At 67.0% G+C, this 21,291-nt stretch carries 21 protein-coding genes; 8 read left to right on the top strand and 13 right to left on the bottom strand.

Annotation, left to right across the window (positions count from 1 at the left end; genetic code table 11):
* Position 1: 1 nt before the first annotated feature.
* A complete protein-coding gene (locus NP825_RS16535) occupies positions 2-1,072 on the bottom strand; it encodes a catalase family peroxidase (RefSeq protein ID WP_257545514.1) in 1,071 nt (356 codons plus the stop codon).
* A 152-nt stretch (positions 1,073-1,224) separates the two neighbouring features.
* On the opposite strand from NP825_RS16535, the gene ybaL reads away from it, so the two are divergent.
* The 6 genes from ybaL (at position 1,225) to NP825_RS16505 (ending at position 8,719) form a co-directional block, all read left to right on the top strand.
* A complete protein-coding gene (ybaL, locus tag NP825_RS16530; RefSeq protein WP_257545512.1) occupies positions 1,225-2,865 on the top strand; it encodes a YbaL family putative K(+) efflux transporter in 1,641 nt (546 codons plus the stop codon).
* 177 nt (positions 2,866-3,042) lie between these two features.
* Entirely contained in the window at positions 3,043-4,833 is a 1,791-nt protein-coding gene (recQ, locus tag NP825_RS16525) for a DNA helicase RecQ (protein WP_257545510.1), read from the top strand.
* A gap of 257 nt (positions 4,834-5,090) precedes the next feature.
* On the top strand, positions 5,091-5,525 hold the full coding sequence (locus NP825_RS16520; RefSeq protein ID WP_257545508.1) for a TIGR01244 family sulfur transferase: 435 nt from the start codon (positions 5,091-5,093) through the stop codon (positions 5,523-5,525).
* Entirely contained in the window at positions 5,522-5,929 is a 408-nt protein-coding gene (locus tag NP825_RS16515; RefSeq protein WP_257545506.1) for a hypothetical protein, read from the top strand. Before NP825_RS16520 ends, NP825_RS16515 begins: the two co-directional genes overlap by 4 nt.
* A complete protein-coding gene (locus NP825_RS16510) occupies positions 5,922-6,836 on the top strand; it encodes a sterol desaturase family protein (RefSeq protein ID WP_257545504.1) in 915 nt (304 codons plus the stop codon). Before NP825_RS16515 ends, NP825_RS16510 begins: the two co-directional genes overlap by 8 nt.
* Before the next feature lie 296 nt (positions 6,837-7,132).
* Positions 7,133-8,719 (top strand): GMC family oxidoreductase, encoded by a 1,587-nt coding sequence (locus NP825_RS16505; RefSeq protein WP_257545502.1) that lies wholly within the window; start codon positions 7,133-7,135, stop codon positions 8,717-8,719.
* A gap of 595 nt (positions 8,720-9,314) precedes the next feature.
* Here the strand turns inward: NP825_RS16505 and NP825_RS16500 are convergent.
* The 12 genes from NP825_RS16500 to NP825_RS16445 all read right to left on the bottom strand — a co-directional run bounded on the left by NP825_RS16500 (position 9,315) and on the right by NP825_RS16445 (position 18,513).
* Positions 9,315-10,652 carry an ammonium transporter gene (locus NP825_RS16500; protein ID WP_257545500.1) on the bottom strand — a complete coding sequence of 446 codons (1,338 nt, stop codon included), beginning with the start codon at positions 10,650-10,652 and terminating at the stop codon, positions 9,315-9,317.
* Positions 10,653-10,666: 14 nt separating this feature from the next.
* Positions 10,667-11,005, bottom strand: a complete 339-nt coding sequence (locus tag NP825_RS16495; RefSeq protein ID WP_257545498.1) for a P-II family nitrogen regulator — start codon at positions 11,003-11,005, stop codon at positions 10,667-10,669.
* Between the two features lie 199 nt (positions 11,006-11,204).
* The gene (locus NP825_RS16490) at positions 11,205-11,906 is read right to left on the bottom strand and encodes an endonuclease/exonuclease/phosphatase family protein (RefSeq protein WP_257545496.1); all 702 of its coding nucleotides are present in this window, start codon (positions 11,904-11,906) and stop codon (positions 11,205-11,207) included.
* 166 nt (positions 11,907-12,072) lie between these two features.
* Complete coding sequence (locus NP825_RS16485) at positions 12,073-12,285, bottom strand: DUF2007 domain-containing protein (protein ID WP_257545494.1); 213 nt, start codon at positions 12,283-12,285, stop codon at positions 12,073-12,075.
* A complete protein-coding gene (locus tag NP825_RS16480; RefSeq protein WP_257545492.1) occupies positions 12,285-12,845 on the bottom strand; it encodes a pyridoxamine 5'-phosphate oxidase family protein in 561 nt (186 codons plus the stop codon). The genes NP825_RS16485 and NP825_RS16480 overlap by 1 nt, the downstream gene beginning before the upstream one ends.
* 34 nt (positions 12,846-12,879) lie before the next feature.
* On the bottom strand, positions 12,880-13,497 hold the full coding sequence (locus NP825_RS16475) for a DUF924 family protein (RefSeq protein WP_374046568.1): 618 nt from the start codon (positions 13,495-13,497) through the stop codon (positions 12,880-12,882).
* Positions 13,460-13,867: a hypothetical protein gene (locus tag NP825_RS16470; RefSeq protein WP_257545488.1), complete on the bottom strand. Its 408-nt coding sequence runs from the start codon at positions 13,865-13,867 to the stop codon at positions 13,460-13,462. The genes NP825_RS16475 and NP825_RS16470 overlap by 38 nt, the downstream gene beginning before the upstream one ends.
* 101 nt (positions 13,868-13,968) lie before the next feature.
* Positions 13,969-15,174: a hypothetical protein gene (locus tag NP825_RS16465; protein ID WP_257545486.1), complete on the bottom strand. Its 1,206-nt coding sequence runs from the start codon at positions 15,172-15,174 to the stop codon at positions 13,969-13,971.
* 216 nt (positions 15,175-15,390) lie between these two features.
* Entirely contained in the window at positions 15,391-16,833 is a 1,443-nt protein-coding gene (gene tldD / locus NP825_RS16460) for a metalloprotease TldD (RefSeq protein ID WP_257545484.1), read from the bottom strand.
* Positions 16,834-17,059: 226 nt separating this feature from the next.
* Positions 17,060-17,614: a DUF4402 domain-containing protein gene (locus NP825_RS16455; RefSeq protein WP_257545481.1), complete on the bottom strand. Its 555-nt coding sequence runs from the start codon at positions 17,612-17,614 to the stop codon at positions 17,060-17,062.
* Between the two features lie 97 nt (positions 17,615-17,711).
* A complete protein-coding gene (locus tag NP825_RS16450) occupies positions 17,712-17,909 on the bottom strand; it encodes a zinc-finger domain-containing protein (protein WP_257545479.1) in 198 nt (65 codons plus the stop codon).
* 43 nt (positions 17,910-17,952) lie between these two features.
* Positions 17,953-18,513 carry a DUF4402 domain-containing protein gene (locus NP825_RS16445; protein WP_257545477.1) on the bottom strand — a complete coding sequence of 187 codons (561 nt, stop codon included), beginning with the start codon at positions 18,511-18,513 and terminating at the stop codon, positions 17,953-17,955.
* A 101-nt stretch (positions 18,514-18,614) separates the two neighbouring features.
* On the opposite strand from NP825_RS16445, the gene NP825_RS16440 reads away from it, so the two are divergent.
* Positions 18,615-19,538 carry an ABC transporter ATP-binding protein gene (locus tag NP825_RS16440; RefSeq protein ID WP_257545475.1) on the top strand — a complete coding sequence of 308 codons (924 nt, stop codon included), beginning with the start codon at positions 18,615-18,617 and terminating at the stop codon, positions 19,536-19,538.
* 113 nt (positions 19,539-19,651) lie between these two features.
* Positions 19,652-21,235, top strand: coding sequence for an L-aspartate oxidase (gene nadB / locus NP825_RS16435; protein WP_257545473.1), 1,584 nt, complete (start codon positions 19,652-19,654; stop codon positions 21,233-21,235).
* Positions 21,236-21,291 lie beyond the last annotated feature (56 nt).

The following is a 21,291-nucleotide window of genomic DNA, read 5'->3' as shown; positions in this document are numbered from 1 at the left end:
GTCAGCGCCCCTTGCCCGCGAGAGCCTTGCCGGCGGCGCTGGGGCCGGGCGTCTCGAGCGCGCGGCGCTGGAAGGACGACGAATAGGCGGCCGAGCGGGCGGGCAGCAGTGGGTCGTCGGAGAGAGCGACCCCGTCGGGCAGCAGGGTGGGATCAAAGGTGATGTCGCGGCAGGCGCCCGTTTCCTCGGGCTCGGCGGCGGTCAAGGTGAGCGTTCCGGCCTCGATCCTCTGCCGCTCGGCGGGCCACGCGATGGTGGCGTTGTTCGTGACGTCGCTTGGCGCGGCGACGGTCACGGTCATGCGCCAGCGCAGCGGTCCCTTCGCGAGGCGGGTGCGCAGTTCGGTGAAGAGATAGTCGGTCGGCAAGCCGTCGAGCTTCGCCTTGTCGAGCGCGCCGAAGGCCGCGTCGGGCTCGAACGCCCAGCGAACCGCGTGCGCCGCCCCCGCGCGATCGACGAAGCGAAAGGCGTTGATGCTGTAATAGGTGCCGACCGCGAAGCTGTCGGGCAACGGAGCGGCGGCGATATAATCCTGATAGGCCTTGGTCTCGGGGTGTCGAGCGAGATAGGCCTTCATCGCGGTCGGATCGGGCTTTCCGGTAGCGGGGTCGGCGCGCGAGGCGCGCTGGAGCGCGACGAAGGCGTCCGGCGTCGCGACGGGAAATATCGGAGTGTGATCCATCGCCATCCGCCAGAGCTGGCCGTCGGGTCCGGTCAGTTGCAACGCTAGCGCGTGAAAGACATTGCGTCCGTCGGTCGCAAAGGGATTGCCGCCGCCGGTCGAAAAGCGGCCGAGCACCGGATAGCGGCCGGGAGCGAGCAAATGCGCCCGCGAAAGACTTGCCGCGCCGCCGCTCGCATCGAAGTATCCGGTGGCGCAAATCCCCTTCGCATGAGCGCGGCGATAGCCGTCATGCTTGCCGGCATTATGTTCGATCGCATTCACGATCGTCCCGCCGCCGATGCGCGAGGGGCCAACCCAGCCGCCCGCCCAGGCGAAGCCCGAGAGAAGCAGGGCGGGGACTGCAGCGATCGCCGCAAGCGTGGATAGGGACGGGCGAGAGGAAGGCATGGCTGATCTGTCCTGATCGACGAGAGGATCGGTCCACGGGCATTCGGGCGGCTGGCGTCCGCGGTTACACCGGGCGGCGGCTAAAGCGGTGCATCCGCATTTTTTGCGCCGCACAACTTGACCCCGCGGCGCGGCGCCCTTTACGCTGCCCTATGCCACACGACACCACCCTGATCGGCACCGTGGTCGCCGGCCTTGGCGTCGCCTTCCTGATGGGGGCGCTCGCGCATCGGCTGCGCATTTCGCCGATCGCGGGCTATCTGCTCGCGGGGGTGATGGTCGGGCCGTTCACGCCGGGGATCGTGGCCGATACGGGGCTCGCGCTTCAGCTTGCCGAGATCGGCGTGATCCTGCTGATGTTCGGGGTCGGGCTGCATTTCTCGCTCAAGGATCTCCTGTCGGTGCGGCGGATCGCGGTGCCGGGGGCGATCGTGCAGATCGCGGTGGCGACCGCGCTTGGCGTCATGCTGGGGCTGTGGCTCGGCTGGCCCTTCGCGGGCAGCTTGATCTTCGGGCTCGCGCTGTCGGTCGCGAGCACGGTGGTGCTGCTGCGCGCGCTGCAGGCGCGCGACATGGTCGAGACCGAGAAGGGGCGCATCGCGGTCGGCTGGCTGATCGTCGAGGATCTGGCGATGGTGCTCGCGCTCGTGCTGCTGCCCGCGATGTTCGGGGCGCGCGGCGACGAAAGCGGCGGCGCGGGGCTGCTCCAGTCGGCGGGGATCGTGCTGGTCAAGGTCGTCGGCTTCGTCGCCTTCATGCTCGTCGTCGCGCGGCGCATCCTGCCCGCGGTGCTGCACTGGGTCGCGCATTCGGGATCGCGCGAGCTGTTCCGCCTCGCGGTGCTGGCGATCGCGCTGGGGGTCGCGTTTGGCGCGGCGGTGGTGTTCGACGTCAGCTTCGCGCTGGGCGCCTTCTTTGCCGGAATGATCCTGGGGGAGACGCAGCTCAGCCGCCGCGCGGCGGAGGAGACGCTGCCGCTGCGCGATGCGTTCGCGGTGCTGTTCTTCGTGTCGGTGGGAATGCTCTTCGATCCGAAAGTGCTGGTCGAACAGCCGCTGCCGCTGATCGCGACGGTGACGATCATCGTCTTCGGCAAATCCTTCGCCGCTTATGCAATCGTTCGCGCCTTCGGCCACCCGAACCAGACCGCGATGACGATCGCGGTCAGCCTAGCGCAGATCGGCGAATTCTCGTTCATCCTCGCGGGGCTGGGCGTCGGGTTGAAAGTGATGCCGCCCGAGGCGCGCGACCTGATCCTGGCGGGGTCGATCCTGTCGATCCTGTGCAACCCGATCCTCTTCACGCTGATGGTCCGGCGCATCCGGGCAGAGGAAGACGCGCCCGAGGCCGAGGCTGGGCCCGAAGCGAGCGAAGCGCCGGCGGGCGCCGGGATGGTGCTGATCGGCTATGGGCGCGTCGGCAGTCATATCGGCAGCCTGATCTGCGGGCGCGGCGCGGGGCTGGTGGTGATCGAGGACCAGAAGGACATGGCCGCGGCCGCCGAGGCGGCCGGAGCGACGGTGATCGTCGGCGACGCGACCAAGGAAAGCGTGCTGCGCAAGGCGGGGCTCGACACGGCGCGGACCTTGCTCGTCGCGATTCCCGAGGGCGCCGAAGCGGGGGCGATCGTGCGGCGGGCGCGGGCGATCAACCCGAAGCTCGTCATCGTCGCGCGCGCGCATTCGGACGAGGAAGTCGACGATCTGGTGCGGCGCGGCGCCGACCATGTCGTGATGGCCGAGCGCGAGACCGCGGCGCGGATGGCGGAACGGGCGATGCTGGCGGGGGCGTAACTCGCCCCCATTCCCAAAACTTTGTCATCCCCGCGAAAGCGGGGACCCAGGGCGGGGTCAGCCGACGCAGGCCTTGGGTCCCCGCTTTCGCAGGGTGACAAGATTGGGTATTTGCTGCCGATATTGACGAGGTCGGGGCTTCCCTCTCCCGACCATCCGCCCTATCGCCGCCGCACAATGTCCGCCGACGCGCTCCTTCCGCTGCTCAAGTCCACCTTCGGTTTCGACGCCTTCCGCGGCCGCCAGGCTGAGGTCGTCGCGCGGGTGATGGCGGGCGAGCGGACGCTGGCGGTGATGCCCACCGGGGCGGGCAAATCGCTGACCTATCAGCTTCCGGCGGTGGCGCTGGACGGCTGTGTCGTCGTCGTGTCGCCGCTGATCGCGCTGATGCACGACCAGCTTCGCGGCGCCCGCGCGGCGGGGATTCGTGCCGCCAGCCTGACCAGCGTCGATGCAGATTTCGCCGACACGCGGCAGGCCTATCGCGACGGCGAACTCGACCTCCTCTACATCGCGCCCGAACGCGCGACGGGCGAGGGGTTCCGGTCGCTGATGGAAGCGCGCGCACCGGCGCTGTTCGCGATCGACGAGGCGCATTGCGTCAGCGAATGGGGGCATGATTTCCGCCCCGATTACCGCCTGCTGCGGCCGCTGCTCGATGCCTTTCCGGGGGTGCCGCGGCTCGCGCTGACCGCGACCGCCGACAAGCACACGCGCGAAGACATATTGGTCCAGCTCGGCATTCCGGCGGAGGGGCTGGTACTTGCGGGGTTCGACCGGCCGAACATCCGCTATCGCGTGAGCCCGCGCGTCAGCCCGGCGAAGCAGCTCACCGATTTCATCGCCGCCAATCCGGGGCCGGGGATCGTCTATTGCCCGACGCGCGACGGGACCGAGCGGATGGCGGAGAAGCTCGCGGCGGCGACGGGGCGGCCGGTCGCGGCCTATCACGCCGGGCTCGACCCCGAACGGCGCGCGCGGGTGCAGCATGATTTCGTCGCGTCGGAGGACGGGATCGTCACCGCGACGGTCGCCTTCGGCATGGGGATCGACAAGCCCGACGTGCGCTTCGTCGCCCACGCAGGGCTGCCGAAATCGATCGAGAGCTATTATCAGGAAACGGGGCGCGCGGGGCGCGACGGCGACCCCGCCGAGGCGCTGATGCTGTGGGGCGCCGACGATTTCGCGCGCGCGCGGATGCGGCTGGGCGAACTGCCGGAGGCGCGTATTTCGGGCGAGCGGGCACGGCTCAATGCGCTGGCGGCGCTGGTCGAGACGGTCGAATGCCGCCGAGCGCTGCTGCTGCGGCATTTCGGGGAGGTGCCGCCCGAACGCTGCGGCAATTGCGACACCTGCCTCGACCCGCCGCGCCAGATCGACGCGACGGTGCTCGCGCAGAAATTGCTGAGCGCGGTCTATCGTACCGGGCAGAGTTTCGGCGCGGGGCATGTCGAGGCGGTGCTGACGGGCAAGAGCGACGAACGGATCGTGGGGCGCGGGCACGACAAATTGTCGGTGTTCGGCATCGTCGAGGGCGAGGAGGCGCGGCTGATCAAGCCGCTCGTCCGCACCCTCGTCGCGCGCGAGGCGCTGGAGACGACCGAGCATGGCGGGCTGATGTTCGGCCCCGCCGGGCGCGCGATGATGAAGGGCGAGACGCCGGTGCTGATGGCCGAGCCGCCGGTGAAGCGGACGCAGCGCGAGGGAGGGCGTTCGGGGCGGCGGGGCGATAGTGCTGCGGCGAATCCGGTCGGCGATCCGTTGTTCGACGCGCTGCGCGCGATGCGGCGTGAGCTTGCCGCCGAGGCGCAGGTGCCGCCCTATGTGATCTTCCACGACGCGGCACTGCGCGCGATGGCGAGCGAACGGCCGACGACGCGCGCTGACCTTGCAACGATTCCGGGTGTCGGGGCGAAGAAGCTGGAGGCGTGGGGCGATGCGTTTCTGAACGTGATCCGGCAGTTTTAGGCAAAGAAATCTCGCGCAAAGGCGCAAAGGCGCGAAGAAGAAAGAAAAAGAGAACCTCACACAAAGACACAAAGAGGGCGCGCCCGGCCTGCGGCGACGAGCCGACGCCGCAGGCCGGGCGCGCCCTCTTTGTGTCTTTGTGTGAGATATTCTTTCTTCTTCGCGCCTTTGCGTGAGACAAATCGAAAACCGCACCATCATGGTATTGGCGGCTTTCACGCTTGTCAGCACGCGGGCGGCGGGAGTAGATCGCGGGCATGAGCGATTTTCGAGCCTTGTCCGCCCAGTTCAGCGTCGCGCCGCAGATCGGCATTGAGGATGTCGTCGAAGCGAAGGCACAGGGCTTTGCGATGGTGATCAACAACCGCCCCGACGGCGAGGAACCGGCGGCGCCGCAGGGCGAGCATATCTCCACTGCGTGCGCGGCCGAGGGGCTGGCCTATGCGGCGATCCCGATCGGCCATGCGGGGTTCAGCCATGCGCAGATCGACGCGCTCGACAAATTGCTCGCCGCGGCGACGGGGCCGATCCTCGCCTATTGCCGCTCGGGAACGCGCTCGACGCATCTTTGGGCCCTGGCCCGCGCGCGCGCGCGCGACGATGTCGAGGGCATCGTCGCGGCGGCGGCGAAGGCAGGTTATGACCTGACCGGCCTCCGGCCGATGCTGGACGCGCTCGCGGGGGAAAAATGAATCAGGCCGCGTTGATCCAGCTCGGCGTATCGCTGATCGCGGTGCTGTTCGTCGCCTGGCTGGTCAAGCGGATCGGGCTCGGCGCCGATCCGCGCATTGCCGACGCCGATCATGCCATCCGGCTGGCCGAGGAAGCCGAAGCGGGATTCAAGGGCATCGAGGTTGCACGCGACCGCGCGGGCTTTGCCGCGATCGTCCGCAATGCCGAGGGGCGGATGATGCTGGTGCGCGCGCACGGCAATCATTTCGCGGCGCGGCCGGTCGATGCGGCGACGGTGGGGCGGCTCGACAAGGATTTCCTGACGCTGACGATGCCGGAAAAGACCTTCGGCGCGGTGACGCTGCAATTGGGGAAGGACGCGGGGATGTGGGCGAGCCGGATGCGGGATCTGAACTGTGGATAGTCTCCCCGATCCGGTCGTCTATGCCGTTCCCGGCTTCATCCTGCTGCTGATCATCGAGATGTGGATCGCGCTGCGCCGCGACCGGAGCCGCTACGAAGCGCGCGACACGCTCACGTCGCTGATGCTCGGCACGATCAGCCAGGTCGCGGGCGCGGCGGTCGGCGCGGTGGTGATCGGCATGGCGGTGTGGGTCTATCAGTTCCGCCTGTTCGACATCGGGATCGAGTTTCGCAGCTGGTGGTGGGCGTGGATCCTCTGCTTCTTCCTCGACGACCTGGCCTATTATGTCTTTCACCGGAGCGCGCACCGCGTGCGCTGGTTCTGGGCGAGCCATGTCATCCATCATTCGAGCCAGCATTATAATCTGTCGACCGCGCTGCGGCAGACATGGACGGGCTTTTTCAGCCTGACCTTCCTGTTCCGCCTGCCCTTGTTCCTGATCGGCTTTCCGCCCGCGATGGTCTTTTTCTGCGCCGGGCTGAACCTGATCTACCAGTTCTGGATCCATACCGAGGCGATCGGGCGGATGCCGAAATGGTTCGAGGCGGTGATGAACACGCCGTCGCACCACCGCGTCCATCACGGCGTCAACCCGCGCTATCTCGACGCCAATTATGCGGGGGTGTTCATCATCTGGGACCGGATATTCGGCAGCTTCGTCGCCGAGCGCGACGACGAGCCGGTGCGATACGGCATCGTCAAGCAGCTCGGCAGCTTCAACATATTGTGGGCCGCGTTTCACGAATGGGTCGGGATCGCGAAGGATGTGTGGCACGCGCCGTGGCGGCACAAGCTTTCCTATATGTGGCGCGAGCCCGGCTGGAGCCACGACGGCAGCCGTGCGACGAGCGCGACGATCAAGGAGCGCTGGGCGGCGGGGCGGCCGGTGGAGGAAGCGGCGGAGTAGCCTTTCCGCTGGGGTGGAAAAGATCTGCGCAGAGAAGGCAGAATTTTTGTTCACGCGGAGACGCGGAGGCGCGGAGAATATCCCAGCCCCGTTTGTGCTGAGCTTGTCGAAGCACCATTCTTCCTTCTCCCTTGAAGAAAAGAACGGCCCTTCGACAAGCTCAGGGCGAACGGTTTCTTCTTTTCTCCGCGCCTCCGCGTGAACCCCTTCTCATCACCCCGCCTTCAGGGGGCGATGTGTTTTCCTTGCCTCGCTCCCTAATGACATTCATGTAAGTCGCGAGAGGGAGGCGCTTCATGGATCAGTTCGACATTATCGTCATCGGCGGCGGCAGCGCGGGGAGCGCGGCGGCGGGGCGGCTCGCCGAGGATGGCACGCGCAGCGTGTGCCTGGTCGAGGCGGGCGGGCGCAACGATACGATCCGCGTGAAGACGCCGGGCTTCATGCCCTTCATCCCCGATGCGTCGAACTATCGCTATGAGACGGTGCCGCAAACGGGGCTGGCCGGCCGCACCGGATACCAGCCGCGCGGGCGCGGGCTCGGCGGGTCGAGCGCGATCAACGCGATGGTGTATATCCGCGGCCACGCCTTCGATTACGACCAATGGGCGGCGCTCGGCGCGACGGGGTGGAGCTATGCCGACGTGCTGCCTTACTTCAAGCGCAGCGAGGGCAATGAGCGCGGCGTGGATGCGTTTCACGGCGGCGACGGGCCGCTGAACGTCATGGACCAGCGCTGGCCCAATGTGACGAGCCGGCGCTTCGTCGAGAGCGCGGCCGCGCTGCAACTGCCGCGCACGGCCGATTTCAACGGCGCGCAGCAGGAGGGTTTCGGCCTCTATCAGGTGACGCAGAAGGCGGGCGAGCGCTGGTCGGCGGCGCGTGCCTATGTCGAGCCGCTGCGCGAACGGGGCAATTTCACGGTGCGCACCGGCGCGCTGGTCGAGAAGATCGTCGTCGAGGATGGCCGGGCGACCGGCGTCGTGATTCGGCGCGGGTCGAAACGCGAGACATTGCGCGCGCGGGGCGGGGTGGTCCTGTCGGCGGGGGCGTTCGGCAGCCCCCAAATCCTGATGCTGTCGGGTATCGGCCCCGCGGCGCACCTGAAGGACAAGGGGATCGATGTCGTCGCCGACCGCGCGGGCGTCGGCGCGAATCTGCAGGATCATATCGACTATGTGTCGAGCTGGGAGACGCGCTCGGCCGATCCGTTCGGCGACAGTCTGGGCGGAACGTGGCGGATGGTGAAGGCGATCCTCGAGCATCGCACCCGGCGCACCGGGATCATGACGACCTGCTTTGCCGAAGCGGGGGGCTTCTGGAAATCGCGGCCCGACCTGCCCGCGCCCGATATCCAATATCATTTCGTGCCCGCAATGCTCGAGGATCATGGGCGGACCAAGGTCAAGGGGCACGGCTTTTCGTGCCACGCCTGCGTGCTCAGGCCCGAGAGCCGGGGGAGCGTGACGCTGGCGTCGGGCGACGCGGCCGCCGCGCCGCTCATCGACCCCGGCTTCCTGACCGACGAGCGCGACATGGCGACCCTGCGCGCGGGGGTGCGGATGATGCACCGCATCGTCGCCGCGCCGCCGCTGTCGGATTATGCCGGCACCGACCGGCATCCGGTCGACCTCGATGACGATGCGGCGCTCGACGCGCTGATCCGCAGCCGCGCCGACACCGTCTATCATCCCGTGGGCACGTGCCGGATGGGGAGCGACGCCGATGCGGTGGTCGATCCGGCGCTGAAGCTGAACGGGATCGATGCGCTGTGGGTCGCCGACGCGAGCGTCATGCCGCGTCTCGTCAGCGGCAACACCAATGCGCCGAGCATCATGATCGGCGAACGCGCCGCCGATTTCGTCAAGGTGGCGCTGGGGTGATTCGGCGCGCGCCTCTTCGCGGATGATCCTGTCGTTTGCGAACCCGTTTGCTTTGTCCCGCCTCGTCACCCTGAACTTGCTTCAGGGTCCATGGCCCGGCCTTTTCATCAGGGCGCAGCGCCGGGCGAGATCTTAGGTCATGGATGCTGAAACAAGTTCAGCATGACGATGCAGGGATAGCCGGGGATTCGCCCGCGAGCTTGTAAGGAAGAGCCGGGGGATTCGAATGCAGCGCCCTGCCGACCGGCTCGAAAATCGCGGATTTCCAAGGCTTGGCGCTCAAGGCAAAAAAAGAGGGCCGGAACTTTCGTCCCGGCCCAGCCTTTCAGGCTCTCCCCTCCTGAAACTCATGGCAGACTGAATGCCATATTAATGTCATGTTGCAAAGACTAAATTTGCGGCACTCAAGCTGAAATTTTGTGCAGTCATTCGCGGGACTTGGAAAGGCCCGGCAAAGCGCGGGATCGCGCCGATGCTGCGCACAAAAAATGGCCGGGAGCCAAGGCGCCCGGCCAGTGGTTCGCAGGAGGAACCTGGGTAGGACCCCGCCGCCATTCGAAAGAGGAGAGAGTGCGGCGGCGGGTATCCTGTCTCGTCAATTGTTGTAGGCGCGCTCCCCATGCTCGCCGAGGTCGAGGCCTTCGCGTTCGACCTCTTCGCTGACGCGGAGGCCGGTGAGCGCCTTGGCGATGTAGATCGCGACGATGGTGCCGATGGTCGACCAGATGATCGTGCCGCCGACCGCCGAAACCTGGGTCACGAGCTGCGGGCCGATGGCGAAATCCGCGCCGCCCGGGCCGCCGAGGCTCGGCGCATAGACGATGCCGGTGCCGATCGCGCCGACGATGCCGCCGATGCCGTGGATGCCGAAGGCGTCGAGCGCGTCGTCATAGCCGAGCTTCGGCTTGAGGACGGTCACCGCGTAGAAGCAGATCACCGAGGCGACGGCGCCGAGCACGATCGCGCCGAACGGTCCCGAATTGCCCGCCGCCGGGGTCACCGCGACGAGCCCGGCGATGACGCCCGAGCAAAAGCCGAGCGCCGAAGGCTTGTGACCCGCGACCTTTTCGGCGAGCATCCAGAAGAGCGCGGCGGAGGCGGTGGCGACGAAGGTGTTGATCATCGCGAGCGCGGCCGAACCATTGGCTTCCAGCGCCGAGCCGGCGTTGAAGCCGAACCAGCCCACCCACAGCAGGCCGGTGCCGACCATCGTCAGCGTCAGCGAGTGCGGCGCCATGATTTCCTTCTGATAGCCGATGCGCTTGCCGAGGATCAGCGAAGCGACGAGCGCCGAGACGCCGGCGTTGATGTGGACCACGGTGCCCCCCGCGAAGTCGAGAGCGCCCATGTCGAAGAACAGGCCGCCCGCCGCCCACACCATGTGCGCGATCGGGAAATAGACGATCGTCAGCCAGATGATGCCGAAGACGAGCGCGGCCGAGAATTTCATGCGCTCGACCGTCGCGCCGAGGACCAGCGCGAGGGTGATCGCGGCGAAGGTCATCTGGAAGCTGATGAACACATATTCGGGCAGCTTGAAGCCGTCCGAGAAGGTGTCGGCGAGGCTGTCGGGTGTCACCCCGGCGAGGAAGAACTTGCCCCAGGCGATGAAGGCATTGCCTTCGGGCCCGAAGGCGAGGCCATAGCCGTAGCAGACCCAGACGATCATCGCGAGGCAGGCGAGCGCGCCGATCTGCGTCATCGTCGACAGCATGTTCTTGGTGCGGGTGAGGCCGCCGTAGAAGAGCGCGAGGCCCGGCAGGATCATCGCGAGCACGAGCACGGTCGAGGTCATCATCCAGGCGGTGTCGCCCTTGTCGACCACCGGTGCGGGCGCCGCCGCGGCGGCGTCCTGCGCCCAGGCGGGCAGCGCCGCGAACAGCGCGAGGCCCGCGGCCCCGGCGCTCGCCGCGATCTTGTTTGCGAAATTCATAGATTCCCCCTTCATTAGAGCGCCGCCTCGCCGGTCTCGCCGGTGCGGATGCGCACCGCCTGACCCACGTCGAGGACGAAAATCTTGCCGTCGCCGATCGAGCCGGTGCCGGCGCTTTGCTGGAGCGTCTCGACGACCCGCGGTGCGAGCGCGTCGTCGCAGACGAGCTCGATCTTCACCTTCGGGACCATGTTGGTGGCATATTCGGCGCCGCGGTAGATTTCGGTCTGCCCCTTCTGGCGGCCGAAACCCTTGACCTCGGTCACGGTCATGCCGGCGATGCCGAGCGCGGTGAGCGCTTCGCGCACCTCGTCGAGCTTGAACGGTTTGATGATAGCCAGGATCAGCTTCATGATGCCCCCTTCTGCTTGTGGCATCATGTTGCAGTGCAACAGCCGTGCCAAATTGCGCGGGTGCGGTGGAATGCGACATTTTGTGGCGGGTTTGGCGTCGGTGGCGTGCCGGATCGTTCACGCGGCAGGCAGGCGAGGTAGAGGTTTGCCTAAATTTTGGGCATATCATTCCCCTCCCGCACGCGGGAAGGGGATCGGCTTATTGCCCGACCTTGGCGAACCGCGCCCAGATCGGCAGATGATCCGAGGCGCGTGCGGCGAGGGGGCTGCGGTGGACCCCGGCGTCGACGGGCTCAAGGTCGGGCGAAGCGAAGATGCGGTCGAGCTTCGCGACCGGGCGCCGGCTGTGGAAGCTGTGGCCGGTGTCGACGAGCCGGTGATGCTCGCCGAAATCGGCGAGGCAGCCGCCCGCGGCGCGCCATTCGTTGCAGTCGCCCATCAGGATCGTGGGCAGCGCCTCGCCCCCCGCGACATGGTGGAGGATCGCGCGCGCCTGCTGGCGGCGGCGCAGCCCCGAGATGTCGAGGTGCATGCCGACGACGCGCAGCCGGTCGTCGCCGATGCGCAAGGTTGCGGCGACCGCGCCGCGCGGTTCGAGCGTCGGCAGGTGGAGTGCGTGGCTTTCCTCGACCGCGATCCCCTTGCGGACGAGCAGCGCATTGCCGTGCCAGCCGATCGCATAGGGGCGGCCATCGAGCAGATCGACCGGCACATAGTCGCTATGTTCCTCGAACATATGCGGCGGGATGGCGCTGGCGCGGGTGCCGAAGCGGCGGTCGGCTTCCTGCAGCGCGACGACGTCGGCGTCGAGCTCGCGGAGCACCGACAGAACCCGCCCCGGATCGCGGCGCCGGTCGAGCCCGATGCCCTTGCGCATATTGTAGCTGGCGACCTTGATCATGGGCGGGATGGGCCGTTGTCTTTCATTGCTCATTATATGACGAACGGAGAGCGATCGGGTTGCTCGCCATATCATCGTCATTGCGAGCGGAGCGAAGCAATCCAGAGCGGTTTACGCAACCCTGGATTGCTTCGTCGCTACGCTCCTCGCAATGACGAGCCAGATTTCAGCCGACGCCGAATTCCTGCATCAGCGCGCGGGCTTCCTCCAGATCCTCATCGAGCACCATCACGCGCACCGGGATCAGCAGCCCGACGCTTTCGGCGATGTTCATGCCCGCGTCGAAGCAGACGGCGTGGACGCCGGCGCTTTCGAGGCGGCCGCGCAACAGTTCGGCCTCGACGCCGTTCGGCAGGCGGATCAGCTCGACGAGCGCCATCAGGCGTCGCCCGCGATATAGCGGTCGGTGGGGCGGGTCGGCAGGCCGTCGATGCTTTGCGTGCGGCCCTGGACCTTTTCCACCCAGGCGACAGGGTCGGCCTGGCGGTGATATTTGCGCAGCGTCTCGCGCTCGTGATTCAATTCCATCATCGGCACGCCCCAGCCGCAGCTCGTCTGCACGCTTTCGATGTCGATCACGAAAATCTGGCGCGTGCCGGGGAGCAGCGTGAAACGCGCGGCGAGCGCGTCCCAACCGGCATCCTGCGGCAGCACCGCGCGGCCGCGGCCATAGATGCGCAGGATCAGCGCGGTGCGGTCGAAGGCGCAGAACATTAGCGTGATCCGGCCGTCCGCCGCGAGATGCGCGTGCGTCTCGTTCCCCGAGCCGCCGAGATCGAGCCACGCGACCCGGCTTTCCGAAAGCACCCGGAAACAGTCATAGCCCTTGGGCGACAGGTTGATGCGGCCTTCCGCGGCCGCGGTGGCGGTGAAGAAGAGCGGCTGTCGTTCGATGAAGGCGATATGCCTGTCGGTCAGCGTGTCGGTGAATTCGGCCATATATCCTGTCCGCGCAGCGAAGGCCCGGGCCCTATCACCAATGGCCGCCCTCTTCTATCGCCGCCTCCTCGCCGGGGCGGTTTGTGCGGCCGAGCGCCATGTTGCGGTGCGGGAAGCGGCCGAAGCGGTCGATCATGTCGAAATGCTTCTTCGCATAATCGTGGAAGACCGGATCGGCGAGTTCGTTCATCAGGCGCAGCGATTCGCGCTGGTCGGCGATGTCCTCGCTATGTTCGAAGGGCAGATAGGCGAATTGGCGCCGCTCGTCGGGCCAGCTTTGGTCCCAGCCCTTCGCCACGATGCCGCGCGCGATCGCGCGGGCGAGGTCGTCGGTCGCGAAAGCCTCGGCCTGGTGGCGATGGATGTTGCGCGGCACCTGGTCGAACAGGATCACCGCGGCGAGCGCGGTGTCGGGGTCGGTCAGAAAAGCCTCGGCCGGCTGCGCGCGCAGCACCTCGCGCCAGTCGCCCGCCAGCGCGCGCACCTCCGCGTCGAAGTCGGGCCCGCCGCCGTACCAGTCGTCCATGCCATGGCCGTCGAACCAGAAGGCAAGGAGCCGTGCGGCCCAGTCGGGGGCGGTGCGGCCCGTGGGGTCTCGTCGTCCTGCACGCCAGTTATTGCGCCGCCGCCTTGACCTTCCGATACGGCACAAACTCGCCAAGCGAGACGAAGCCGCTGTACATGTGGCTCATCCGGTCGTGCAGCTGGACGACGTCGATGCTGCAGAGCTGCGACGAACTCGTCTTGGTGACGAGGATGTCGTCGTCATTGAGCTGGTCGGCGCCACCGCGCGGACGGTTGACCCACAGGGTGTCGCCGGCGCGATAGACGATCGCGGTCTTGTCGATCACCTGGCTGCTGCCGGCCGTGGCGAGGTTGATGCAATCCTGCGGCTTGCCGGCGACACGGCCTTCGAGCAGCTTTTCGAGCTGCTGTTCGGGCGTGCGCTTGTCCTTGGCGAAGGCGGCAGGCGCGGCGACGATCGCAGCGGCGGCGAGGATGGCGGGGATCAGCGTACGCATGATATGACTCCTGTCTTCAACATACCCTACCCATCGGACATCCTACGCCGCCGCGCGTTAACCGGGGATGACTCGCCGCGCACCCGGCACGTCCTGCCCGATCAGCAGGTCGGCAGCGGAATGCCGAGCGGGCCCTTGCACTTCTTCTTTTTCGCGGGCTCGGCGGGTGTGCTCTCGCCGCCGCTGCTCATCCCGCCCATGCCGCCGAAATCGGCGCCGACGAGCAGCATGGTGTGCGAGCGGAAACGCACCTTCGCGGTCCAGTCGATGTTCCACACCGCATTGCCCGCGGGTTTGGGTGGGTAGGAGAAGTTGGCCTCGGGGCCAAAGGCGTTGAGGTTGCCGACCATCATCTCGCCCGACGCCTTCTTGACCTCGGCGGGAATCTGGCAGCTCGTCTGCGACGGCGGCATGACGATCTTCTTGGTGATCAGGTTCGCGACCACCGACGGCGGCAGCCAGTCCCACAGGCCGCCGCCAAATTCGCGCGTCGCGCTGCTCGTCCACCAGACGACATCGCCGCCGCTGCCGCCGCGGTCCATTCCGCCGAAGGCCCAGGCGGCATAGCCGGTCGCGGGCTGCAGCGGACTCCAGCGGATCATCACCGACCCGTCGGGCTGGATCGCGGTCGAGGCCTGGAGCCCGGGCATATAATCCTGCGCGAGCGTGAAATTGATCTCGGGCCCGAAATTGCTCGTCACCTTGTGCGCGCCGAGCAGCGACGAGCCCGACGGGGGCTGCTTGCCGCCCTTGCCGTTGGGCCAATGGGCATAGGAGCGGCTGTTCGCCGCCGACACCTCGCGGATGATCGGCACCGCGCTCGACATCAGGCCCGGCGGCATCTGGCCTGCGGCGACCTTGGCGAAGTCGATGATCACCGGCTGCCCCGGCCCCGCCTTCGCGCCGCAGCCCCAATAGAGGAGCAAACGCCCCTTCGGCCGCTCGAACGTCTGCGGCACCTCTTCCTTGCCGCGTTCGGGCGCGATCAGCGGCAGCGATTTGCCGACCTTCGCCTGCGGCAGGAAGAAATGGTCGCCCTTCGGCGGCGGCGCGCTGGCGTCCTGATTCGAGCCGAGGCGGAGGTCGAGCAGATAGGCGACCTTGGTCGACGGATCGCCGCCGAACATCATCCCCATCGCGCCGCCGATGCCGCCACGACCGCCACCCATCGCGGCGAAGCCCGACATCGTCGCGACGTCCATTTCATAGCGTTCCCTGGGACCGCTGGTCTTTTGCGCCGACCCCGGGACGGCGGCGAGCATCGCCGCGATCGCGGCGGCGGAGATGAAACGCAGACTCGAACGCATGAAATCCTCCCTGTGCCGGGAGAGCAACTCTCCCGCGGATAACGATGCGGCCCAAGACTTTTTATGTTTGAAGCGCTTATAGGCGCGAGAAGGGCGTCCGCCAAGTGAGCGGAGTCACATCCTTGTTCCATTGTCATCCCGGCAAAGGCCGGGATCTCATCGGCGCGATCCGTGGCGATGTCGAGACCCCGGCCTACGCCGGGATGACGGCAAATATCAGGCCGTGCCGCCCACCGTCAGCCCGCTGACCAGCAGGGTCGGCTGACCGACGCCGGCGGGCACGCTCTGGCCGCCCTTGCCGCAGATGCCGATGCCTTCGTCGAGCGCCATGTCATTGCCGATGCCGGTAACCTTGGTCAGCACGCTCGGGCCGTCGCCGATCAAGGTCGCGCCCTTGATCGAGTCGCCGAGCTTGCCGTTTTCGATCTTGTACGCCTCGGTGCAGGAGAAGACGAACTTGCCCGACACGATATCGACCTGCCCGCCGCCGAAGCTCTTGGCGAAGATTCCGGTCTTGACGCGCGACAGCAACTCGGCCGGATCGTCGTTGCCGCCGCGCATGAAGGTGTTGGTCATCCGGGGCATCGGCGCGTGCGCGAAACTTTCGCGCCGGCCGTTGCCGGTGGGTTCTACGCCCATCAACCGCGCGTTGAGACGGTCCTGCATATAGCCCTTCAAGATGCCGTCCTCGATCAGCACCGTCTCGCCGGTCGGCGTGCCCTCGTCGTCGATGCTGAGCGAGCCGCGGCGACCGCCGCCGACCGGGCTTTCCATCGCGCCGTCGTCGACGACGGTGACGCCGGGCGCTGCGACGCGTTCGCCGATGCGGCCCGAAAAGGCGCTGGTGCCCTTGCGGTTGAAATCGCCCTCGAGCCCGTGGCCGACGGCTTCATGCAGCAGCACGCCGGGCCAGCCGGGGCCGAGCAGCACGGTAAATTCGCCCGCGGGGGCATCGACTGCGCGGAGATTGACGAGCGCCTGGTCCAGCGCCCCGTCGATCGCGCGGTTCCACTGCGCCTCCTCGAACAGATGGTCGTACATATAGCGCCCGCCGAGGCCGAAATAGCCGCTCTCGCGCCGCCCATTCTCCTCGACGACGATCGAGACGTTGAGGCGGACGAGCGGGCGGATGTCGGTGGCGAGGAAACCGTCGGCGCGGACGATCTCCACGACCGACCAGCTTCCCGCGAGCGCGACCGACACCTGCACGACGCGCGGATCGCGCGCGCGGGCGGCGGCGTCGACTTTCTGGCACAGCTCGACCTTCTTCGCGAAGGGGACGAGGTCGAGCGGATTCGCCTCGTCATAAAGGTGGCGGTTGGTGCGCGGCGGCGGGCCGGCGGGGGCCTGTTTCGCGGGATCGAGCAACGCGAGCGTCTCGGCGGCGCGGCGGATCGCGCCGGCGCTGACGTCGCTGGCATGGGCAAAGCCCGTCATCTCGCCCGACACGGCGCGCAGGCCGAACCCGGCGTCGGTCGAATAATCGGCGGTCTTGAGCCGCCCGTCGTCGAATCCGAAGCTCTCGGTCGCGCGATATTGCAGGTAGAGCTCGCCGTCGTCGGCCTTGGCGAGCGCCTCGCGCGCAAGTTTCTGTGCGAGATCGGGGTCGAGCGCGTCGGTGCGGTAGAGGAAGCGGCGGGGGTCGGTCGGGCTTGTCATGGTCCCGATATAGGGGCGTCCGGCTGTCACGCAAACCGTGCTTATGGGCGAACGCCGTGTTTCTCGGGTTTCACGCGAAGCCGCGAAGCCGCGGAGAGGCCGTGTCAGCCGCGAAGCGGCCTTCGTTCCGCCATGCCGGAAGGCGCTGCGGCGTTTCAGGAAGAAGGGGCCTGTCGGCCCGAGGCAATTTCTTCGCGGCTTCGCGTGAAAATTATAGCGCGGCTGCTCAGAAATAATTGACGGTGAGCGTGAAGGTGCCGCTGTAGTCGCCCGGTGTCTGGTTCGCCGGGACGGTCAGCGTGCCGCCGACATAATAGGTCTGCACCCCGCTCGGCAGCAGCGTCGTCGAGGAACCGAGAAGCGTGACACCGCCGCCGCTCGTCGTGATCGCGCGCACCAGGCTGGCGGTCATGGTGCCGCCGCCGGCACGGGTCAGGGTGACGCTGTCGTCGCCGGTAACGGTGATCAGCAGGAAGCCGCCGGTGCCCTGAAACACCGCGCGCTCCGCCGCCGCCCCAACCGTGGTCACGCCGCCGGTGGTGGTGCGTGCGCCGGTGGTGGGGCTTATCGTCGCGGTGCCCGCGGTGGGACCGCTGATCAGCGTGCCGAAATCGAGATCGTTGCTTTTGACGAGCGTATTCGGGCGCACGACGACGCTGGTCGCGGTGCCCGTCTGGTTGGCGGCATAGGCCGGATGGCACGCGAACGTGCTGGCCGCCGCGGCGGCGAAAGCGAGGCGGCGGAGCGCCGCTCGCTTGTAGTTGGTCCCTCGAATCCCCACGATTCTGCTCCTGTCTGGAACAGACTTATAAAATCAGGGCATGAATCGATGATGCGCGGGGATGGTGAAGGCGCGCTTAACCTTTGGCCGTGCCGGCTTAACCGTGATCGGCCACGCCGCCGGTCAGGATGAAGCGCCGGTCGCAATAGCCGCAGTCGACGAAGCCTTCGTCGGGATCGATCTCGAGCCACACGCGCGGATGGCCGAGCGCCGCATTGGCGAGGCCGTCGCCGGTGCCGTCGCAGGCGATGCGGGTCTTGGGCGTACGGATGGTCTCGGGCGCGGGCTGGGTCATCGACGCGCCCATAGCAAGCGCGATGCCCGCCCGCAATCGCCTGTCAGAGATAGTTGAGCGTGATCGTGAAGGTGCCGGCATAATCGCCCGGCGCCTGATTCGCACCGACCTCGAGCGTCGCGCCGACCGGGAAATTATAATTGCCCTGCGCGCTCGCGATCGTGAAGCGCGTCGGGGTGGTCGAAAGGATCGCGGTCGGGGTCGAGCCGATCTCGAAATCGCGCACGCGCATCCGCTGTCCGGGGCCGGTGATCCAGATGCTGTTCGATCCCAGCGAGATATTGACTTGGCGATTCGGCGTGCCGAGCCCGGCGAAGCGCGCGGGTTCGCCGTCATTGCCGACGAGCGTCGCGCCGCCGGTGCGCGTGCGCGTCCCGTCGGGGGCGAGCCGCACCGTGCCCGCGCTTCCCGAGGCGATGATGCTGCCGAAATCGAGGTCGCCCACCCGGAAGAAGGAAAGCGGCCGCAGCACGATGGCGTCGGCCTGGCCCTGCGCGCCGGTCTGCGCCAGCGCCGGCGATGCGGCGGCGGGCGCGAGCAGAAGCGCAAAAGCGGCGAAGCCGCGCTGCACGGGCAGCGGGCAAAAGATGTGGCTGGTCCTCACGCCCTTGCTGTTAGCGGCGACTTTCCAATTTAGCGTTAACGCGGCGCTCACCCATCAATCGCGCCTTTCGCCCGTCGAGCCGCGCGGCTATGGAAGCCGCCATGAGTGAAGCCGCCATCCGCATCGACGCCGTTTCCAAACTTTATGCCGGGGGCAAGCAAGCGCTCGACAAGGTGAGTTTCGAGGTGCCGCGCGGGCAGATCTTCGGGCTGCTCGGGCCGAACGGCGCGGGCAAGTCGACGCTGATCAACATCCTTGCGGGACTGGTCAACAAGACGAGCGGCTCCGCGAGCATCTGGGGCTTCGACATCGACGCCGACCCGCGCAACGCCAAATATTCGATCGGCATCGTGCCGCAGGAAATCGTCTTCGATCCCTTTTTCACGCCGTTCGAGACGCTGGAGAATCAGGCCGGGCTTTATGGCGTGCCCAAGGACCGGCGCATTTCGGATGAACTGCTCGCCGCGGTGCATCTTGCCGACAAGCGCGACGCCTATGCCCGCACGCTGTCGGGGGGGATGAAGCGCCGCCTGCTCGTCGCCAAGGCGATGGTGCATTCGCCGCCGATCATCGTCCTCGACGAGCCGACCGCCGGGGTCGATATCGAGCTGCGCCAGCAGCTTTGGGAATATGTGCAGTCGCTCAACGATCGCGGCGTTACCGTGGTTCTGACGACGCATTATCTGGAAGAGGCCGAGGAGCTGTGCGACCGCATCGCGATCATCAACCATGGCCGGCTGATCGCGAACAAGCCGACCCGCGAGCTGGTCGACATGGCGCGCGAGAAGGTGGTGCTGGTGACGCTCGACGCCGATGTGACGGTGCTGCCGTCTCACCCTGCCTTCGACAAGGTCGAGCGCGATGGGACACGCGGCCTCGCGATCAGCTACAACAAGGATCGGGTGAACGCGGGCGAGGTGCTCGCGGCGGTGAACGCGATGGGGCACGGCATCGTCGACGTCTCGACCCGCGAGGCCGATCTGGAGGATGTGTTCCTGAATTTGACACGGGCGGCGGCACAATAGGGACATCCCTTTTTGCCGTTCGGGCTGAGCTTGTCGAAGCCCCGTCCTTTCTTTAGCCCAAAGAAATACGGTCCTTCGACAAGCTCAGGACGAACGGAAGAGAGGGTAGCGCTTTGTCGAATAGCGATCACGACGTCATCATCGTCGGTTCCGGCGCGGCCGGCCTGACCGCCGCCATCGCGCTCGCCGATCATTGCCGGGTGCTCGTGCTCGCGAAGGGCGAACTGACCGGCGGGTCGACCGCGTGGGCGCAGGGCGGGATCGCGGCGGTGCTCGACGCGGGCGACACGTTCGAGAATCATATCGAGGACACGATGGTCGCGGGCGCGGGGCTCAACCGGCGCGAGACGGTCGAGTTCGTGGTCGAGAATGCGCCGCACGCGATCGAACGGCTGATCGAGATGGGGGTCGCCTTCAACAAGGAGGAAGGCGCGCTCCACCTGACGCGCGAGGGCGGGCATTCGCACCGCCGCATCGTCCATGTCGACGACGCGACCGGCTGGGCGGTGCAGGCGGCGCTCCTCCAGACCGCAGAGGCGCATCCGAACATCACCCTGCTGCCGGGGCAGGCGTGCATCGACCTGATCACCGGCCGGCACGAGGAACGCTATTCGGGGTCGGGCCGCGTGTGGGGCGTCTATGCGCTCGACGAAAAGAGCGGTGAGGTTCATGCGCATGTCGGGCGCGCGACAATCCTTGCGAGCGGCGGGGCGGGGCGCGTCTATCAATTCTCGACCGCCCCCCGGGGCGCGACCGGCGACGGTATCGCGATGGCGTGGCGCGCGGGCTGCCGCGTCTCCAACATGGAGATGATGCAGTTCCACCCGACCTGCCTCTATAATCTGGAGGTCAAGAATTTCCTGATCACCGAGGCGGTACGCGGCGAGGGCGGCATCTTGAAGCATCCGGTCACCGGGCATCGCTACATGCCCGATTACGACCCGCGCGCCGAGCTGGCGCCGCGCGACATCGTCGCGCGCGCCAACGACGACCAGATCAAGCGCTTCGGGCTCGATTACGTCCACCTCGACATCAGCGACAAGGACCCCGACTTCGTCGCCGGGCATTTCCCCAATATCTACGAGAAATTGCTCACGCTCGGCATCGACATGACGAAACAGCCGATCCCGGTGGTGCCCGCGCAGCATTATACCTGCGGTGGGGTGCTGATCGATCTCGACGGGCGCACCGACCTGCCCGGCCTCTATGCGGCGGGCGAATGCACCGAGAGCGGGCTGCACGGTGCGAACCGCCTCGCGTCGAACAGCCTGCTCGAATGCTTCGTCTTCGGCGAGGCGGCGGCCAAGCATATCGTCGCGCATTGGGACGAGCTCGCGCCGCCGCCCGCGATCCGGCCGTGGGACGAAAGCCGCGTCACCGATTCGGACGAAGAGGTCGTCATCAAGCAGAACTGGACCGAGATTCGCCGCTTCATGTGGAACTATGTCGGCATCGTCCGCACGACAAAGCGGCTCGAACGCGCGCAGCACCGCATCAACATGCTGTCGGGCGAGGTCGGCGAATATTACGGCCATTTCCGCGTGACGACCGACCTGATCGAGCTGCGCAACCTGCTCCAGTGCGCCGAACTGATCGTCAAGAGCGCGCTCCACCGCAAGGAAAGCCGCGGGCTCCACTATACGCTCGACTATCCCGACCTCGCGGCGGAAGCGGTCGATACCGTGCTCGTTCCCTAGGTGAAAAAGGCGCGCCGCGGAGCCGGCCTCCTGCGGCGCGCCCGCCCCGGCGGGCT

The sequence above is a fragment of the Sphingopyxis sp. DBS4 genome (genome assembly GCF_024628865.1).
Classification (GTDB): domain Bacteria; phylum Pseudomonadota; class Alphaproteobacteria; order Sphingomonadales; family Sphingomonadaceae; genus Sphingopyxis.
The sequence above is the reverse complement of the archived record's forward strand: the minus strand, read 5'-3'. Positions and strand labels throughout refer to the sequence as shown.

Coding starts and splice junctions, on each gene's coding strand:
- NP825_RS16535 (WP_257545514.1), bottom strand. CDS start 1,072: ATGCCTTCCTCTCGCCCGTCCCTATCCACGCTTGCGGCGATCGCTGCA.
- ybaL (WP_257545512.1), top strand. CDS start 1,225: ATGCCACACGACACCACCCTGATCGGCACCGTGGTCGCCGGCCTTGGC.
- recQ (WP_257545510.1), top strand. CDS start 3,043: ATGTCCGCCGACGCGCTCCTTCCGCTGCTCAAGTCCACCTTCGGTTTC.
- NP825_RS16520 (WP_257545508.1), top strand. CDS start 5,091: ATGAGCGATTTTCGAGCCTTGTCCGCCCAGTTCAGCGTCGCGCCGCAG.
- NP825_RS16515 (WP_257545506.1), top strand. CDS start 5,522: ATGAATCAGGCCGCGTTGATCCAGCTCGGCGTATCGCTGATCGCGGTG.
- NP825_RS16505 (WP_257545502.1), top strand. CDS start 7,133: ATGGATCAGTTCGACATTATCGTCATCGGCGGCGGCAGCGCGGGGAGC.
- NP825_RS16500 (WP_257545500.1), bottom strand. CDS start 10,652: ATGAATTTCGCAAACAAGATCGCGGCGAGCGCCGGGGCCGCGGGCCTC.
- NP825_RS16495 (WP_257545498.1), bottom strand. CDS start 11,005: ATGAAGCTGATCCTGGCTATCATCAAACCGTTCAAGCTCGACGAGGTG.
- NP825_RS16490 (WP_257545496.1), bottom strand. CDS start 11,906: ATGATCAAGGTCGCCAGCTACAATATGCGCAAGGGCATCGGGCTCGAC.
- NP825_RS16485 (WP_257545494.1), bottom strand. CDS start 12,285: ATGGCGCTCGTCGAGCTGATCCGCCTGCCGAACGGCGTCGAGGCCGAA.
- NP825_RS16480 (WP_257545492.1), bottom strand. CDS start 12,845: ATGGCCGAATTCACCGACACGCTGACCGACAGGCATATCGCCTTCATC.
- NP825_RS16470 (WP_257545488.1), bottom strand. CDS start 13,867: ATGCGTACGCTGATCCCCGCCATCCTCGCCGCCGCTGCGATCGTCGCC.
- NP825_RS16465 (WP_257545486.1), bottom strand. CDS start 15,174: ATGCGTTCGAGTCTGCGTTTCATCTCCGCCGCCGCGATCGCGGCGATG.
- tldD (WP_257545484.1), bottom strand. CDS start 16,833: ATGACAAGCCCGACCGACCCCCGCCGCTTCCTCTACCGCACCGACGCG.
- NP825_RS16450 (WP_257545479.1), bottom strand. CDS start 17,909: ATGACCCAGCCCGCGCCCGAGACCATCCGTACGCCCAAGACCCGCATC.
- NP825_RS16440 (WP_257545475.1), top strand. CDS start 18,615: ATGAGTGAAGCCGCCATCCGCATCGACGCCGTTTCCAAACTTTATGCC.